This is a genomic window from Streptomyces caeni (genome assembly GCF_042678285.1).
Lineage (GTDB): Bacteria > Actinomycetota > Actinomycetes > Streptomycetales > Streptomycetaceae > Streptomyces > Streptomyces caeni.
Window position 1 is genome coordinate 17,970 of the sequence record NZ_JBHUDX010000052.1, and the last position, 16,026, is coordinate 33,995.

Genomic DNA, 16,026 nt, shown 5'->3' on the forward strand with positions numbered 1-16,026 from the left:
GGGTTCCACGATGCCCGTCAGCACGTCCCGAGCGGGCCACGCGATCTTCATCGCCGCTATCATGCCCCCCGGAGTGGTCGAGCATGTGGACTCGGCAACGACACCGACGCGCTCGCCGGCCGGCAGGAAGGCACTGTCGGTGGTGCGCGGGCGGCCCGTCCATGGCCTTGGCCGGCCTCGCCGTCGCCGCGTCCGCGGGATCGGCGCGGATCCTCGCAGCCGCCGCCGGTGGGGCTGTGGGCCCGCCACGACGGCTGCCGCGCCGGCCACCGGGAACTCGGTGGGCCGTCACTCAGCCGGTTCTGGAGAGCGACGCCGCGAACCGCCCGGCCTCTCGGTCCACCAGTTGGCGCATGTCAGCCAGGCGTGGCCGGTTCGGCCACCACAGCTGATCCAGTTCGGGGATCTTCATGGTGAGGGCCCGCCGAGACCCTGCTCATCAGCGCAGGGGCGAGGGGACCGGACCCGCCTGCCCGAACGCACGGAGCCCCCTCGCGGCCAGGCATTGCTCCAGGAAGGCCAGAACCCTCAAGTGGTAGGAACGCGCCGACCAGCCGAGGCTGATGTTGTGGCCCGTGTCCGGCAGTCGCTCGACGGTCCACGGCGCGGCGAGGGGGCGCGTGAGATCGTCGATCGCCGCGTCATCGTGCTGCCACCACGCCTCGTGCTCGGCGAACGTGAGCCTCGTGGGCAGCGTGAGGCGGGGAGCGATGCGGCGGTAGCGCTCCGGCCAGCTCTTCCACTCGAGCCTTTCCCGCGCCGGCATGGGGGCTACGACGGCCACGCTGGAGCGGAAGGTGCCCGGCGGATACAGGCGCAGCGGCCCCCAGTTCAGCATGTGGCTCATGCGGCCCGAGGAGCCGATGTGCCGCGTCGCCTGCGCGATGTAGCGGCTCCCGCATCCGGAGATGTCGAGCCCGATCAGCTCGCCCGCGGCCATGCCGGCGCCCATGGTGAGCGCCACCTTGCCGCCGAAGGAGTGCGCCACCACGAACAGTCCCGCTCCGACGTCGTGGCCCGCGGCGAAGTCCCGCAGTGCCGCGCGCAGGGTCACGGCCTGCTCGGCCAGGGTCTGTCCCTGTGGCAGCGCGGCGGCCGACTCGCCGTAGCCCGGGCGGTCCACCGCCAGCACCGTGTAACCGAGGCGCGCCCCCAGCGCGAGCAGGGAGATGTCGGGGCGGGCCTGGCCGTCGAAGTAGGCGGCGCTCATCCCCCCGCCGTGCAGACACACCACCACCGCCCGCGGCGGGACGTGCCGGGGCTCGATCAGCAGGCCGGACAGGCGAATCCCCTCGCCGGCCAGCGTGATGCGGCGTACTCCGTCGGACGTGATGGGTGGGTGTGCCGGCGCTGTCATCGCCCTGTCCCCTCGTCGTGTCAGTCGATACCGCGCACGATGTGCGGGTCGTCGTCGTTCTCCTCGCCGGCCAGCAGCAGGGGCGGGGCGGTGCCCGCTTCGGCCGGTGGGACGGCGGGGGGAGCGGCAGGTTCGGTGTCCACTTCTTGCTCCCTTCTCTCCGGGTCCGCGTCAGCGTCCCCGAGGGGCCCACCTCGCGCGCGGGTCCCGGTAGTGGGGAATGCGTTCCGGGCGGCTCCAGCCCGCGACGGCCGGGGCATGCTCCGGACCGGTCCCTGCCAGGGCGGAGGCGCGGGCGAGCAGAAGAACGGTGGTGAGAGCGGCGAGTTCCGCCTGTTCCGCCCGCCCCTTGACGACCTTGATGACCAAGGGCGGCTCCTCGGACCACCGGCCGGGCCGGATGCCGCCCTGCCCTGCGTCCGCGCTCACTGCGGCGGGTTGCCGTGCTTGCGGGACGGCAGGTCGGTGTGCTTGGCACGCAGCATGGCCAGGGATTTGATGATGATCTGCCGTGTGTCGCGCGGGTCGATCACGTCGTCCACCAGGCCGCGCTCTGCCGCGTAGTACGGGTGCATCAGCTCGGCCTTGTACTGCTTGATCCTCTTCTGCCGTACTTCCTCGGGATTCTCGGCAGCGCCGATCTCGCGGCGGAATATGATGTTGGCCGCTCCCTCGGCACCCATCACCGCGATCTCGTTGCTCGGCCAGGCCAGGGCGAGGTCCGCGCCGATGGAGCGGGAGTCCATGACGATGTAGGCGCCGCCGTACGCCTTGCGCAGTACCAGGGAGATGCGCGGCACGGTCGCGTTGCAGTACGCGTACAGCAGCTTGGCCCCGCGACGGATGATGCCGTTGTGCTCCTGTCCCACGCCCGGCAGGAAGCCGGGGACGTCGATCAGGGTCACCAGGGGGATGTTGAAGGCGTCGCAGAACTGCACGAAGCGGGCGGCCTTTTCACTCGCGTCGATGTCGAGCACTCCGGCGTGTGAGGAGGGCTGGTTGGCCACGACGCCGACCAGGCCGCCTCCCATCCGGGCGAGCGCGCACACCACGTTGGCCGCCCACGCCTGGTGCACCTCGAAGTACTCGCCGTCGTCGACGATCTCCTCGATGACATTGCGCATGTCGTAGACGGCGCTCGGGTCGTTCGGTACGAGGTCGAGCAGCGCGTCGCAGGCGCGGTCGGAGGGGTCGCCGCTCGGCACGGTGGGAGGCAGCTCACGGTTGTTGGCCGGCAGCAGCGACAGGAGGTAGCGGACGTCCTCCATGCAGCTGCGCACGTCGTCGTAGACGAAGTGGGCCACGCCCGAGGTGGCGGCGTGTACGTCCGCGCCGCCCAGACCGTCCTGTGTGATCTCCTCGCCCGTCACGGCCCGGACCACGTCGGGGCCGGTGATGAACATCTGCGCGATCCCGCGCACCATGAAGACGAAGTCGGTGAGCGCCGGACTGTAGGAGGCGCCGCCGGCGCACGGACCGAGCATCACCGATATCTGCGGGATGATGCCGGACGCCCTGGTGTTGCGCTGGAAGATGCCGCCGTAGCCCGCCAGTGCGCTGACGCCTTCCTGAATGCGGGCCCCGGCACCGTCGTTGAGGGACACCAAAGGCGCGCCCGCGGCGAGCGCCATGTCCATCAACTTGTGGATCTTGGTGGCGTGGGCTTCGCCCAGGGCGCCGCCGAAGATCCGGAAGTCGTGCGCGTAGACGAAGACGGTACGGCCGTGGACCGTGCCCCAGCCGGTGACCACACCGTCGGTGTAGGGACGGTTGGCTTCCAGGCCGAACCCCGTCGCGCGGTGCCTGCGCAGGGGCTCCACCTCCGTGAAGGAGCCCGCGTCCAGAAGGAGTTCTATACGTTCCCGCGCGGTCAGCTTCCCGCGGGCATGCTGGCGGTCGGTGGCCGCCGGATCAGGCCCCTGCAGGACCTCCTTCTTGATCAGGCGCAGCTCCTCCAACCGCTCGTCCGTGGTCCAGCCGGACCGGCTCCCATCGGGGCGGCCGACCAGGGTCCTCTCCTGTGCCGACATGAGGATCACTCTCCTGACTTGGATTCGTGGCCGGTCGGTGCCGCCCCAGCCACCGTGTCCTGATATGGGCGGGCCACGCACCGCGGAGCGCGGCGGCGCCCTGGTGCTCCGGCCCGCACCGGATGTCGATGAGGGTCCAGCCCGGGGGCCTGCGCGACGGGTCGGTGCCGACGTAGTCGGCGGCCGTCCCCCGCGACAGCCCCGTGCCCAACGCCTTCAGATATGCCTCCTTCCTGGTCCAGAGCTGCCCGAAGGCACTGGGGCGCCGAGCCGGTGGGCAGGCGGCGAGCTCGGCGCGCTCGTCCGGATGCAGCGCTTCCGAGACCGTCGCGACCGTCTCCTCACGCGGCAGCCGCTGCACGTCGACGCCCAGCACGGTGGCGGCCACCCCGATGAGGGCCATGCCGTGGCTGTGCCCGAGGGAGAAGTGCAGCGGTGGACCGTGGTGCACGACGGCGGGCCGGCCGTGCGGCCCGCCGCAGCCCGGGCAGGGATCACGCACGAAGGTCAGGTCGCGCGGCGCCACGCCGAGGTAGGCGCCGAGCAGCCGGCGCAGCACGAGGTGCGTGCAGGCGTACAGGGCCCCGTCGCGCGGCCGTCGGAACGCGACCGCGCGCCTTCGCTCCGCTTCGCTCAGTTCCGGCGCCGCCAGCAGCCCGTGCAGTGCTCGGGAACGAGGCCCGCGCACCACCCACAGGTCCAGGCACCCTGGCGGCATGCCGAGGCGGGCGGGCGTTGTGTAGGTGCGGTGGTCGGCGTGCGCGGTGAGTGCGGTCGTCATACCTCGTGGAGCCTGTCGCGCCGCGGGAGTGCTCCCGCCAGGCCTATGAGCAGACCCAGCGCCCCGATGGCGGCCACCAGCACGAGGGCGGGACGGCAGGCGGCCAGGAGCTCCGCCGGCGACGCCCCCGCGGCGGGGCGGCAGGCCGTGAGCAGCGCGGCGACCACGGCCGGCACGAGGGCGGCCGCGGCCTGGACGGCGGTCTGGTAGAGGCCGCTGGCCACGCCGCGTTCCGCCGGGGGCAGCTGGGAGGTCGCCTGCATGTTCAGCGCGGCGAAGGAGAGCACGAAACCGGCTCCGACCAGCAGCATGGTCGGCAGCACGGCTGAGGCGTAGTGGAGCGGCCACGACTGGCGCAGCTGGAGCAGGTAGCCGGCCAGGGCGAAGAGCGCACCACCGGCGATGAGCCGGGGGGCGCCGAAGGCGGAGACGATCCGCCCGGACAGCAGCGCGGTCACCGCGAGCGGGGCCGCCGCGGGCAGGAAGGCCAGCGCCGTCCGCAGCGGGGACCAGCCGTGCACCGTCTGCATCTCGTACGTGAGGGTGAGCAGCAGGCCCAGGTAGGAACCGTTGAGGGCCGCCGCGCCGAGGGCCGAGCGGGTCAGTGCCCCGCTCCTGAAGGCGGAGAAGCGCACCAGGGGCTCCGGTACGCGCAGCTCGATCCGTACGAAGGCCGCGAACAGCAGTGCCGACAGAACGAGCAGCCCACCGGAGTGCAGGTCGCCCCAGCCGTGCGACGGCACGGAGACGATGCCGCCGACCAGCGTGAGCAGTCCTGCCACGCAGGTGGCCGCCCCTGCCGCGTCGTACCGCCGGGGCCCGCCGCGTGGCCGCTCCCCGGCCGTGTCCGGGCCGGAGCCGGGGATCAGCCGCAGCCCGAAGAAGAAGAGCACGAGCACGACCGGGGCCGGGAAGGCGAACGTCAGCCGCCAGTCCACCGCCGTGAGCACGCCGGACAGGAGCAGCCCGGTCGTGAACCCGGCGGCGCCGAAGAGCGTGTACACGGACAGTGCCCGATCCCGGGGCGGGCCCGCCGGAAACTCGGTGGTGATGATGGCGAGCCCGGTCGGAGCGGTCAGCGCGGCGCAGAACCCCTTCACGACCCGGGTCGCCACCAGCGGCCCCGGGCCGTCGGCCAGGGCACCGGCCACCGAGGCCGCCGCGAAGCCGACCAGGGCGGCGAGGTAGACCTTGCGTCGGCCCAGCAGTGCCACGACCCGGCCGCCGAACAGCATCAGCCCGCCGAAGCCGACGGCGAACCCGGTCATCGTCCACTGCGCCGAAGCGAGTGACAGGCCGAGGTCCGCGCTGATGGAAGGCAGGGCGACAACCACGACGGAGACTTCCAGGGCGTCGATGAGCATGTTTCCGGCGAGGACGAAGAGCAGCCCCCACAACCGGATCGTCCACGTGCCGGTCGGCGCCGGTGCCGCCGACCGCGCCGTGGAAGACGAACCCCGCATGATCCTCCTTGGATTCGAGGCGAGCTGCGCCGGTCGGGCCGAAGCGCCGCGGGCCGTCAGCCGAGGAGCGTGCCGCCGCTGGCGTCGATGAAGGCACCGGTGATCCAGCGGGCGTCGTCCGAAGCCAGGAAGGCCACCACGTCGGCGACGTCCTGCGGTTCGCCGACCCTGTTGAAGGCCGACAGGGCGGCCATCTGCTCGACGGCCTCGGGGATGCCGAAGAGCGGGTTGCTGTTGCGCGTGATGCCCGGCGCCACGCTGTTGACGGTGATGTTGCGCGGTCCGAGGTGCTTGGCGAAGTGCAGCGCGAGCATCTCCACGGCGCCCTTGGTCATGGCGTACGCGATCTCGTCCGGGTTGGCGAAGCGGGTGAGTCCCGAGGAGATGTTGATGATGCGGCCCCCGTCGGGCATGTTCGGCAGGGCCCGCTGGATGATGAAGAACGGCGCCTTGGCGTTGACCGCGACGAGCCGGTCGAACTGCTCCGGGGTGGTGTCCTCCGGCTTCACGCCGCCCATCACACCGGCGTTGTTGACGACGATGTTCAACTCGGTCGAGCCGGTACGCTCCTTGAGGCCCTGTTCGAGCCCCAGGAACAGCTCGTGGACGTCTCCCGGCACGCCGAGCTCGGCCTGCACGGCGAAGGCCCGGCCGCCGTCCTTCTCGATGCCGGCGACGACCTCCTCGGCCGCGTCCTTGCCGGTCGCGTAGTGCACGGCGACGAGCGCGCCCTCGCGGGCAAGGCGCTCGGCGGTCGCCCGGCCCATGCCCCGGCTCGCGCCGGTGACGAGCGCCGTCTTGCCGATCAGGTCACCCATGGTCTCTCTCCTGCTGTGATGAAGGTCGTGTGTGGTGGTGTGCCGCGTGCCGTGCCGGGCGTGCGCTCCCCCGTTCCCGAACCATCGGCCGAGGGCGGCGCGCAGACCCTGCGCGTCGGCGCCGGCCCAGGCCACATAGCCGTCTGGGCGCACCAGGACGGCGGCCGGATCCGCGAGCGGACCGGTGTCCGGCGCGGTGGCGGTGACCGTGTCGACCTCGCCCGTCCACGGGGCGATCGTGCGGCGCAGGGCCTCGCCGACTCCGCGCTCGGGCGTCAGGACGAGCAGTACGGCGCGCGCGCCGCGTAGCAGCGCGAAGGTCGTGGTGGTCTCGGTGCCGACGGTCAGCTCGGCGTACGGCAGCCGCGTGCCGGACACCGGATGGGAGTGGCCGAAGCCGTAGCGGATGCCGAGTCCGCTGATCATTCCGGCGAGGTGGCGGCGTACGTCCTCGTAGGCGATGAGTTCGCCCAGGACGGAGCGCAGCGGCTCGACCTCGGGTCCTCCGAGCAACAGCCGTGCCTGGGCCCGGATGTTGGACAGCACCGCGCGGCCCACGGCGTGCCTCTCCTCGTGGTAGCTGTCGAGGAGCTTTTCGGGTGCGCGGCCGAGGACGACGGCGGCCAGTTTCCAGCCGAGGTTCGCGGCGTCCTGCAGGCCGAGGTTGAGGGCCTGGCCGCCGATCGGCATCTGCTGATGGGCGGCGTCACCGGCCAGCAGCACACGGCGGTCGCGGTAGCGGGTGGTCTGGCGCGACACGTCCCCGAAGGAGTTGACCCATACCGGGACGCCCGCCGTGATGTCTTCTCCGGTGACGGTACGCCATGCCTCGGCGAGTTCCGCGAACTCCGGTTCCACCGTGCGCTGCAGCGCGGCACGGCCGAACACGTGGACCATCACGCGGGTGATGCCGCCGCCACCGCGCGCCGCGATGGCCAGGCCCTTCTCCAGACGCTGGAAACGCCGGTCCGGGATGTCGATGCCGCTGACGTCGGCGCGGATCAGCTCGCGCTCGGCGGAGGTTCCGGGAAAACCGAATCCGGCCAGCTCCCGCACCGCGCTCTGTTCCCCGTCACAGCCGACGACGTAACGTGCGGACAGCCGTACCGGGCCCTGTGGGCCGAAGGCCTCGACCTCGACCCGGTCGGCGTATTGCGTGAGGGCCCGTACCCTGTGGCGCCGGCGCAGCAGGGCGCCCAGGTCCTGGGCCCAGACACCGAGCAGTTCCTCGGTCCGCGTCTGCGGGACCTTCCACTGCCCCGGGTACGGGCTGTCGAGACGCAGGTCGAGGGGGAGCCCCCCGAAGTGGCCCATGGGCACGTGCGGCGGTGTCCCCAGGGTGTCCAGGAGCCCGCGTTGGTCGAGCAGCTCCATGGTCCGCGCGTGCAGGGTCGAGGCGCGCGACTCCGTGGTGGGAGCGTCCCGCTGCTCCAGGACGATCACGTCGGCACCCCCGAGCCTGAGCTCACCGGCGAGCATCAGCCCCACCGGACCCGCGCCGACGACGATGACGTGCGTGTCGACGGCGGCCACGGGATCAGCGCCGCGCTTCGGCGTAGTCCTTGGCGTGGCCCAGCGTCGCAAGGCTGTTGGTGCTCAGCGCCGCCTTGACGTACTCCTTGGCCTCCGCCACTCCGGCGTCCGGTCCGAGGACGACGGCGATGTTCTCGGGGCGGATGACGACGGTGTGCTGCGAGGAGGCGGCGACGCCGTGCTCCGTCTCCCGGAACGTCCAGTAGCCGGTGTGCAGGCTCATCAGCGCCGGGAGGGTGGTCTGCTTGTACGCGATCTTCTCGTGGGGCAGGCAGACCCGGTAGGACTTGGTGGTGTGGACGGAGCCGTCCTTGGCACGGGTGTCCATCTCCAGGGTCTGCAGTCCCGGCACGTCCTCGGTCAGTCGCACGGTCGCCACGTGCGGCAGCCGCTCGGACCACAGGCCCGCCTCGTTGATGAAGTCGTAGACGTCCTTCGCGGAGCCCGCGATCTCCACGGTGTCCTCGAAGGAGAACGTCAGCTCCTGCGAGGAGGCGACGAATTCGAGGTTCTCCTTCAGGGCGGCGAGTTCTGAGCGGGAGTTGCGGTCGACGGCCTCGTCGATCCACTGCAGCTTCTCGGGGTCGTCGTCGATCGCCCGGTAGTCGTGCAGCAGCCGGAGCCGTGACTCGGTCGGGGAGAGCGACTCGATGATCCAGGTGCCGCCCATGTCCGCCACGGGCGGGGTGGTCACCTCCTGACGGAACTCGATGCGCATCTCGTCGGGGTGCAGCACGCGGCGCGAGGTCCAGTTCTTGGCCTCGCCGTTGGCGGTGGCCCAGATCCGGATCAGCTCATCGCTGCCGTCGCGCTCCAGGGTGTCGACGTAGATGGACGGGGGGAAGAGACGCGGCCAGTTCTCGACCTCGGCGATGAGCCGGTACACGTCGGCCGCCGAGGCCGAGACGGTGATCTCGTGCTCGACCTCGCGCAGTCCGGGCTGGGGCATTCCATGGCTCCTTGGGTGTGGGTTCGGGCGCGATCCGGCTCAGAAGTTGCCGAGGCCGCCGCAGACGTTGAGCGCCTGCGCGGTGATGGAGGCGGCGGTGTCGGAGGCGAGGTAGCCGACCAGGCCCGCCACCTCCTCGGGCGTCGAGTACCGGCCCAGCGGGATCTTCGCGGTGAACTTCTCGAGGATCGCCTCCTCGGTGGTGTCGTACGCCGCCGCGTAACCCTGCCGGACGCGCTGCGCCATCGGCGTCTCCACATAGCCCGGGCAGACCGCGTTGACCGTGATGCCGGTCGGTGCGAGCTCGTTGCCGAGCGCCTTGGTGAAGCCGACGACGCCGTGCTTCGAGGCGGAGTACGGAGCGCCGAGCACCACGCCCTGCTTGCCCGCCGTGGAGGCGATGTTGATGATCCGGCCGCGGTCCTTGCCGCGCATCCCGCCGATGCCGAGCACGGCCCGGGTCATCCGGAAGACGCTGTTGAGGTTGGTGTCGATGACGTCGTTCCACAGCTCGTCCTCGATGTCCGCGGTGACGCCGCCGCCGCTGCGGCCCGCGTTGTTGACCAGGACGTCGATCGTTCCGAAGCGGTCGACCGCCGCGGCGACGAACTGCTCGACGCTCTGGGGGGAGCGCACGTCGAGGGGGGCACCGTCGGCGTCGAGACCCTCCTCCCTCAGCTGCTTGACCGTGGACGCCACGTTCTCGGCGCTGCGCGCGCCGATGAACACACGGTGGTTCTGCTCGGCCAGGAGCCGGGCGGTGGCCAGGCCTATGCCGCTTGTGGCTCCGGTGACGACGGCGACTCGTTGACTCTGCTGCGACATCTGTGTTCTCCCTTGGGTGCCGTGCGGGGTTCCGGGGCGGCCGCGCCACTCACCGCGGCAGCCCCGGAACGGACAGTTCAGGCCGCGGTCTTCGCGGCCGCCGCGAGGTGCTCGTTGACCACGGCGATGAGCCGGCTCGGTGTGGTGGCGTCGGTGAGCGCCGAGTCGTCGAGCGTGATGCCGTACTCACGCTCTATACGGCCGCCGGTCTCCAGCAAGGCCAGGGATTCATAACCCAGCGCCTCGAACTCCGTGTCGAGGATGTCGCCGTCGAGGTCGACCCCCTCCTCGGCGCCGGCCCCTTCCAGCAGGATGCGCTTGAGGTCTTCGATGGTGAATGCAGGAGTGCTCACGTCGGTGCCTTTCTCGGGAGGCCGGGGCCTCGGTCGGCTTTGTGCGCGTGAAGGGCGCCCTTCGCCGCCACTGCGGAGGCGGCGAAGGGCGTGGTCTCCGGCTCGGCGGCCGGAAGTCCGAAGGACCGGATCAGCGGCCGAAGGTCCGGAGGACCACGGCGGAGTTGAAGCCGCCCTGGCCGCGGGCGAGTACCAGCGCCGTGCTCAGCCGGGCGGGCCGGGGCTGGGCGACGACCAGGTCCAGCTCGTAGTCGGGTGCGGGCACGGTGTTCACGGTGGGAGGGATCACCCCGTCTCCGAGGGAGAGCAGCGCGGCGGCCACATCCAGGGGGCCGGCACCTGAGTACAGGCGGCCGGTCATGGTCTTCGGCGCGGTGACGGGAACGCCGCGCGGACCGAACACCGCGCTGATCGCCTCCGCCTCGATGTGGTCGAGCTCGGGCAGGCCGGCGGCGTCCGCGAACACCACGTCCACGTCGCTGGGCGCCAGGCCCGCGTCGGCCAGGGCCAGTTCGACGGTGCGGCGCAGCCCAGGGGCCCGGCCGCTGCCCGGCTTGGGGTCGAAGGTCGCGGCGTACCCCGCGAGCTCTCCGTAGACCCTGGCCCCGCGCCGGCGAGCCGCACCGGCATCCTCCAGGATGAGGATCGCACCGCCCTCGCCGGGCACATGGCCGCGTGCGTCGGCGTCGAACGGCAGGTAGGCGCGGGCCGGTTCGCTGCTGGTGCTCATCCGGCCGCCGGCCAGCTGCGCCACCCATCCCCAGGGGCAGATGGAACCGTCGACGCCGCCCGATACGATCAGCGGCGTTCCCTTGCGGATCTGTCGGCGGGCCTGCGCCAGCGCGTCGAGGCCGCCGGCCTGGTCGCTCACCACGACGCCGGACGGCCCCTTCATGCCGTTGCGGATGGAGATCTGGCCGCTGTTGACGGCGTAGAACCAGGCGAAGGACTGGTAGGCGCTCACGTACTGGCTGCCCTTGCTCCACAGCTTCTGCAGTTCGCCCTGGCCGAACTCGAAGCCGCCCGCGGAGCTGGCGGTGACCACTCCCATGTCGAAGTCGGGCAGCTCCCGCGGATCCACCCCGGCGTCCGCCAGGGCCCAGTCCGCGGCGACCAGCGCGAGCCGCGTCATATGGTCGGTCTGCGGGATCAGCCTGCTCGGCAGCAGCTCATCGGCCCGGAAACCCGGTACCTCACCGGCCAGTTGGGCCGGATACCGTGTCGGATCGAACCGGGTGATGCGGCCGATGCCGCTCTTGCCATCGCGTGTCGCGGACCAGAAGTCCTGTGTGCCGAGCCCGTTGGGCGCCACCACGCCCATGCCCGTCACCACCACCGAGGCGGTCATGTCAGGCTCCTTTCGGGACGGGCCAGCACCATGGCGCTCTGGAATCCGCCGAAGCCGCTCCCGACCGTCAGTACCGTGTCCGTGGTCCATTCACGCGCCGTCAGCGGCACGTAGTCCAGGTCGCACTCCGGGTCCGGGGCGTGGAGATTGGCCGTGGGGGGCACCACGTTGTGCTCCATGGCCAGGGCGGACGCGGCGATCTCGATCGAACCGATGGCTCCCAGCGAGTGGCCGATCATCGACTTGATCGAGCTCACCGGGGTCCGGTAGGCGTGGTCCTTCAGGCTCCTCTTGAACGCCGCGGTCTCGTGCCGGTCGTTCTGCTTGGTGCCCGAGCCGTGCGCGTTGATGTAGTCGATGTCCTCGGGACTGAGCCGGGCCTCGTCGAGTGCGGCCCGGATCGCCTCGGCCATCTCCGCGCCGTCAGGGCGCAGGCCGGTCATGTGGTATGCGTTGCTTCGTGTGGCGTATCCGGCGATCTCCGCGTAGATGTGCGCGCCGCGCCGCCGCGCCGTGTCCAGCTCCTCCAGCACGAACACCGCGGCGCCCTCGCCCAGGACGAACCCGTTGCGGGTGCCGTCGAAGGGCCGGGAGGCCCGCCCCGGCTCGTCGTGGCGCGGGGTGGTCGCTTTGATGGCGTCGAAGCACGCCATGGTGATGGGCGAGATAGGGGCGTCCGAGGAGCCGGCGATCATCACGTCGGCGCTGCCCTCCCGGATCAGTTCGGTGGCGTAGCCGACCGAGTCGATGCCGGAGGTGCACCCGGTGGACACGACCGTGCTGGGGCCCTCAGCCCCAACGGCCCACGCCACTTCGGCCGCGAACGAGCTGGGTACCAGGTAGTTGTACAGATGCGGCACCGCGTACTCGTGGTCCACGCAGTCCAGCCGTCCGCCGTCGCTGACGACCCGGTACTCCTGGTCGAGTCCCATGGTGGCGCCCACCGCGCTGCCGACGGTGACACCGACGCGGTGCGGTTCGTGGACGCCGAGCTCGATGCCGCTGTCCGCGATCGCCTCGCGGGCGGCCACGACGGCGAACTGCGCGGCCCGGTCCATGCGCCGGACTTCCTGCGGCGTGAGCCCGTGCGCGTCGGCGTCGAAATCGATCTCCGCCGCCACCCGGGACCGGAAGGACGAGGGGTCGAAGAAGGTGATGCCCCGGGTGGCGGTGCGGCCCTCGCTGAGCAGGTTCCAGAAGGCCTTGGTCCCCACACCGCCGGGCGCCAGCACGCCGATGCCCGTGACGGCGACACGACGGCCGGTCACGTTCCGTCCTCCCATGTGTAGAAGCGCTGGGCCAACGCATCGGCGGGCGAGCGCCACGTGGCGGGGTCGTAGGCCTCGATGAAGGGCTTCAGGTCATCGCTGATCTGCATGAACCGCGGATCGTTCTTGGCCCGTTCGATCAGCTCGCCGCCGTTGTCGGTGTCGAAGTCCTGGAGGTGGAAGTACAGACCCCTGTACGCGAACAGCTGGCGCCGTCGCGTCCCCATGAGGTGCGGCATCTCGGTCCTGTCGAACTCGGCGAACAGACGGGCCACCTCGTGCTGCGACGCCGTGTTCATCCGGGCAACGATCAGTGTGCTGTGCATGAGCTCTCTCCCTGTGAAGGTGCCCGACTCTGCGAGCGAGCATCAGATGACGGGCCCGAACCAGCGTTCGAGAGCCATGGGCAGATCGCCATGGCTTCCGGGTGCCGCCCAGGCCACGTATCCGTCGGGGCGGACCAGCACGGCCGCCGCGCCCGCGAGCCGGTCGTCCGCGGCCGGTCCGCTCGGCCGAGCGGTGATCAGATCGATCCGATCCCGCCAGGGCGCGGCTCTGCGGCGCAGCTCGGCGTTGTCGGCGAGGTCGAAGAGGACGCCGCGGGCCGCGCGCAGCGCCTCGGTGGTCCGGCCGATCAGCTTGTGCCCGGCCAGCGGTACGTCGGGCATGCGCCGGCCCAGCAACGGGTGGCTGCCGCCGTCGATGTCGTAGCGGATCTCCAGACCGCTGACCATGGCGGCGAAGTGCCGGCTGACCTCCGGGTACGCGATCAGTTCGGACACGACGTCGCGCAGCGGCTGCATCTCTGCGCCGCTGAGGAACAGCAGTCCCTGGGCCTGGGTGTTCATCAGCAGCCGCTTGCCCACGGGGTGCCGCTCGGCCTGGTACGTGTCCAGCAGCCGCTCGGGGGCGCGGCCCTGGACCACCGCGCCCAGCTTCCACCCGAGGTTGACGGCGTCCTGGATGCTGGTGTTCATGCCCTGGCCGCCGGCCGGGAGGTGGATGTGCGCCGCGTCGCCGGCGAGGAACACCCGACCGCGGCGGTACTCGGTGGCCTGGCGCGTGGCGTCGCCGAACGCACTGATCCACACCGGCTCGGCGTGCGAGATGTCGTCGCCGGTCAGGCGCTGCCAGGCCGCGGCCACCTCCTCCCACGTGGGCGGCTTCTCACGGCGCTGAGGCGGGGTACCGCGCTCGCACACGATCAGACGGGTGATGCCGCCGGGCAGCGGCCCGACCATCACCATGCCGCCGGGCAGGGTCTCGCCGATCATCCGGGGTTCGAGGGTGATCCCCTTCACGTCGGCGAGGAACATCTCCATGGTCGCAGGGGTGCCGGGGAAGGCGAATCCCGCGGCCTTCCGTACGGTGCTGCGGCCGCCGTCGCAGCCCACCAGGTACTCGGAGCGCAGGGTCTGGACCCCTCCGGGGCCGCGGACCTCCACCTCGACGCTGTCCTCCTTGCCGGTGACGGACAGCACCTCGTGGCGGCGGCGGATGTCCGCGCCGAGCCTGGTGGCCCACTCCTCCAGGACTGTCTCGGTAGCCGACTGCGGCACGGTCTTGGCCGCCTGGTGCGCTCCTTCGAGCACACCGAAGTCGACCGGCAGACCGCCGAAGTGGCCGACGTTGCTGGTCTCGATGTCGCCGAACCTGGACAGCAGTCCCCGCTGGTCGAAGACCTCCATCGTGCGTGCCGTGAAACCAAGGCCACGTGATTCACCGGTCCTCGCGGCCAGCCGCTCAAGGACGATGACGTCGACGCCCGCCAGCCGCAGCTCACCAGCGAGCATCATGCCTGCAGGCCCGGCTCCCACGACTATCACTGCCGCGTCCATCTGCCTCTCCTCGGTCGTCATGGACGTTCTACGGATGCTTCACAGGGCGAACCGGCGCAGTGCCCGGTTCGCCGCGTCGGCCGCTGCCGCATACCGGGGATCCGGCACCAGCGCGTTGTGCCGCAAGGCGACCTCGGCGAGCTTGATGGCGTGCTCGTCACCGATCTCGGCGGCGGTCGCGAAGAGCTCCGCGTCGGACGGCGGCTCGGGCGCCTGTGCGGCGGGGGCAGCGGGTGTTCCGCCCCACGACTGGATCCAGCGGCTGCACTCCAGCACGGCCCGGTACGACGGCAGGTGCTGTTCCGCCGGCAGGTACTCGCACACCAGACGCACGGCGGCGGGAGCGGTGATCGAGTGGATCAGCCCGATCGGATTCGACGTCCGCGCGGTGGCGTAGAACCCGGAGGCGGAGGCGACCAGTTGGTCGAGCGCGTGGGCGACACTGCCGCCGTCGCCCGGTGCGCCGGAAAGGCCGGCCGCCGCACCGGTCCCGTTCGGGCGGGCCGAGTAGCGAGCGGCCCAGTATCCGAGGCCTTCGGCGAGTTCGGCCAGGAGCAGTCCGCTGTCCCCGGTCGCCATGGCGAGGGCCCGTACCGCGTGGGCGGTGCGTATCGCACCGTGCGTCAGCGCGCCGGACAGCCCGGGCAGCAGCCGCGGCCACCACCGGGCCAGCACATCGGTCCACGGTGCCTCGTCCAGCTCCCGCCGGAACATGGCCGCCCAGTCGGCGACCCTGCCGAAGTCCCCCAACGCCCCTTCCCAGTCGGTCCTGTCCTGCGGGGACAGCGGCCACCGGGTCTCCGGACGATCGTGGTAGCTGCGGTACCGCAGGTTGCGGTCGACCCAGTCCGGGACCTCAGCGGTGTACCCCATGCGGGCCAGAGCCTCCGCGGCCATGGGCGCGTGGTTCACAAACGACGGTCCGTGCTCGAAGCCCACGTCCCGCAGCCGCAGGAGCGCCTCATTCAACGCGTCGGTGTAGCTCGGAGTTGTCAAACTGCCTCAGTCCTTGATCTCGCAGATGACGGCGCCGGAGGTGACGGAGTGACCGACCTCAGCCGTCAGGCCCTTGATCGTGCCGGAACGCTGGGCGTTGAGGGGCTGTTCCATCTTCATGGCTTCCAGGACGATGACCAGGTCACCCTCGTTGACCTGCTGGCCTTCTTCGACGGCGACCTTGACGATGGTCCCCTGCATCGGGGAGGTAAGGGCGTCGCCCAAGGCGCCGGAGGCGGACTTCCTCGTCGCGCGCCGCTTGGGCCTGGAGCCGCCGGCGACCGTGGCCCGAGCCAGTGCCAGACCCTGCGATGTGGGCAGGGAGACTTCCAGGCGTTTGCCGCCGACCTCGACCACGACCGTCTCGCGGGCCTCGGCCTCGGCTTCTTCGGTCCAGGAGGCGGTGAACGCCGGGATGTTGTTGACGAACTCGGTTTCGATCCAGCGGGTGTGGACCGTGAAGGGTT

The 16,026-nt window shown here is 71.2% G+C and carries 16 protein-coding genes; all 16 read right to left on the bottom strand.

The features are described 5' to 3' along the window. Window positions 1-439: 439 nt before the first annotated feature. Window positions 440-1,357: an alpha/beta hydrolase gene (locus tag ACFSL4_RS19335; protein ID WP_381084253.1), complete on the bottom strand. Its 918-nt coding sequence runs from the start codon at window positions 1,355-1,357 to the stop codon at window positions 440-442. A gap of 20 nt (window positions 1,358-1,377) precedes the next feature. After that, window positions 1,378-1,500 (bottom strand): surface protein, encoded by a 123-nt coding sequence (locus tag ACFSL4_RS19340; RefSeq protein ID WP_381084255.1) that lies wholly within the window; start codon window positions 1,498-1,500, stop codon window positions 1,378-1,380. A 28-nt stretch (window positions 1,501-1,528) separates the two neighbouring features. Further along, a complete protein-coding gene (locus tag ACFSL4_RS19345; protein WP_381084257.1) occupies window positions 1,529-1,786 on the bottom strand; it encodes an acyl-CoA carboxylase epsilon subunit in 258 nt (85 codons plus the stop codon). Next, on the bottom strand, window positions 1,783-3,387 hold the full coding sequence (locus ACFSL4_RS19350; RefSeq protein ID WP_381084259.1) for an acyl-CoA carboxylase subunit beta: 1,605 nt from the start codon (window positions 3,385-3,387) through the stop codon (window positions 1,783-1,785). The genes ACFSL4_RS19345 and ACFSL4_RS19350 overlap by 4 nt, the downstream gene beginning before the upstream one ends. Further along, on the bottom strand, window positions 3,269-4,168 hold the full coding sequence (locus ACFSL4_RS19355) for a 4'-phosphopantetheinyl transferase family protein (RefSeq protein WP_381084261.1): 900 nt from the start codon (window positions 4,166-4,168) through the stop codon (window positions 3,269-3,271). Before ACFSL4_RS19355 ends, ACFSL4_RS19350 begins: the two co-directional genes overlap by 119 nt. After that, a complete protein-coding gene (locus ACFSL4_RS19360) occupies window positions 4,165-5,631 on the bottom strand; it encodes an MFS transporter (RefSeq protein WP_381084263.1) in 1,467 nt (488 codons plus the stop codon). Before ACFSL4_RS19360 ends, ACFSL4_RS19355 begins: the two co-directional genes overlap by 4 nt. A gap of 56 nt (window positions 5,632-5,687) precedes the next feature. Beyond that, window positions 5,688-7,982, bottom strand: coding sequence for an SDR family oxidoreductase (locus tag ACFSL4_RS19365; protein WP_381084265.1), 2,295 nt, complete (start codon window positions 7,980-7,982; stop codon window positions 5,688-5,690). 4 nt (window positions 7,983-7,986) lie between these two features. Continuing rightward, window positions 7,987-8,931 carry an aromatase/cyclase gene (locus ACFSL4_RS19370; RefSeq protein WP_381084267.1) on the bottom strand — a complete coding sequence of 315 codons (945 nt, stop codon included), beginning with the start codon at window positions 8,929-8,931 and terminating at the stop codon, window positions 7,987-7,989. A 39-nt stretch (window positions 8,932-8,970) separates the two neighbouring features. Beyond that, complete coding sequence (gene fabG / locus ACFSL4_RS19375; RefSeq protein ID WP_381084269.1) at window positions 8,971-9,756, bottom strand: 3-oxoacyl-ACP reductase FabG; 786 nt, start codon at window positions 9,754-9,756, stop codon at window positions 8,971-8,973. A gap of 77 nt (window positions 9,757-9,833) precedes the next feature. Further along, a complete protein-coding gene (locus ACFSL4_RS19380) occupies window positions 9,834-10,109 on the bottom strand; it encodes an acyl carrier protein (protein WP_381084271.1) in 276 nt (91 codons plus the stop codon). A 130-nt stretch (window positions 10,110-10,239) separates the two neighbouring features. Then, window positions 10,240-11,457: a ketosynthase chain-length factor gene (locus ACFSL4_RS19385; protein WP_381084273.1), complete on the bottom strand. Its 1,218-nt coding sequence runs from the start codon at window positions 11,455-11,457 to the stop codon at window positions 10,240-10,242. Continuing rightward, window positions 11,454-12,725, bottom strand: coding sequence for a beta-ketoacyl-[acyl-carrier-protein] synthase family protein (locus ACFSL4_RS19390; protein ID WP_381084275.1), 1,272 nt, complete (start codon window positions 12,723-12,725; stop codon window positions 11,454-11,456). Before ACFSL4_RS19390 ends, ACFSL4_RS19385 begins: the two co-directional genes overlap by 4 nt. Continuing rightward, on the bottom strand, window positions 12,722-13,051 hold the full coding sequence (locus ACFSL4_RS19395; RefSeq protein ID WP_381084277.1) for a TcmI family type II polyketide cyclase: 330 nt from the start codon (window positions 13,049-13,051) through the stop codon (window positions 12,722-12,724). Before ACFSL4_RS19395 ends, ACFSL4_RS19390 begins: the two co-directional genes overlap by 4 nt. A 42-nt stretch (window positions 13,052-13,093) precedes the next feature. Continuing rightward, entirely contained in the window at window positions 13,094-14,563 is a 1,470-nt protein-coding gene (locus ACFSL4_RS19400; protein WP_381084279.1) for an FAD-dependent monooxygenase, read from the bottom strand. Window positions 14,564-14,602: 39 nt separating this feature from the next. Beyond that, window positions 14,603-15,559: a hypothetical protein gene (locus ACFSL4_RS19405; RefSeq protein ID WP_381084281.1), complete on the bottom strand. Its 957-nt coding sequence runs from the start codon at window positions 15,557-15,559 to the stop codon at window positions 14,603-14,605. 6 nt (window positions 15,560-15,565) lie between these two features. Beyond that, the coding region (locus ACFSL4_RS19410; RefSeq protein ID WP_381084283.1) for an acyl-CoA carboxylase biotin carboxyl carrier protein subunit at window positions 15,566-16,026 on the bottom strand (461 nt) is incomplete at its 5' end.

What these genes read in the sequence shown, in the direction of transcription:
- ACFSL4_RS19335 (WP_381084253.1), bottom strand. Translation starts at nt 1,357, where the DNA reads ATGACAGCGCCGGCACACCCACCCATCACGTCCGACGGAGTACGCCGC.
- ACFSL4_RS19350 (WP_381084259.1), bottom strand. Translation starts at nt 3,387, where the DNA reads ATGTCGGCACAGGAGAGGACCCTGGTCGGCCGCCCCGATGGGAGCCGG.
- ACFSL4_RS19355 (WP_381084261.1), bottom strand. Translation starts at nt 4,168, where the DNA reads ATGACGACCGCACTCACCGCGCACGCCGACCACCGCACCTACACAACG.
- ACFSL4_RS19360 (WP_381084263.1), bottom strand. Translation starts at nt 5,631, where the DNA reads ATGCGGGGTTCGTCTTCCACGGCGCGGTCGGCGGCACCGGCGCCGACC.
- ACFSL4_RS19370 (WP_381084267.1), bottom strand. Translation starts at nt 8,931, where the DNA reads ATGCCCCAGCCCGGACTGCGCGAGGTCGAGCACGAGATCACCGTCTCG.
- fabG (WP_381084269.1), bottom strand. Translation starts at nt 9,756, where the DNA reads ATGTCGCAGCAGAGTCAACGAGTCGCCGTCGTCACCGGAGCCACAAGC.
- ACFSL4_RS19385 (WP_381084273.1), bottom strand. Translation starts at nt 11,457, where the DNA reads ATGACCGCCTCGGTGGTGGTGACGGGCATGGGCGTGGTGGCGCCCAAC.
- ACFSL4_RS19395 (WP_381084277.1), bottom strand. Translation starts at nt 13,051, where the DNA reads ATGCACAGCACACTGATCGTTGCCCGGATGAACACGGCGTCGCAGCAC.
- ACFSL4_RS19400 (WP_381084279.1), bottom strand. Translation starts at nt 14,563, where the DNA reads ATGGACGCGGCAGTGATAGTCGTGGGAGCCGGGCCTGCAGGCATGATG.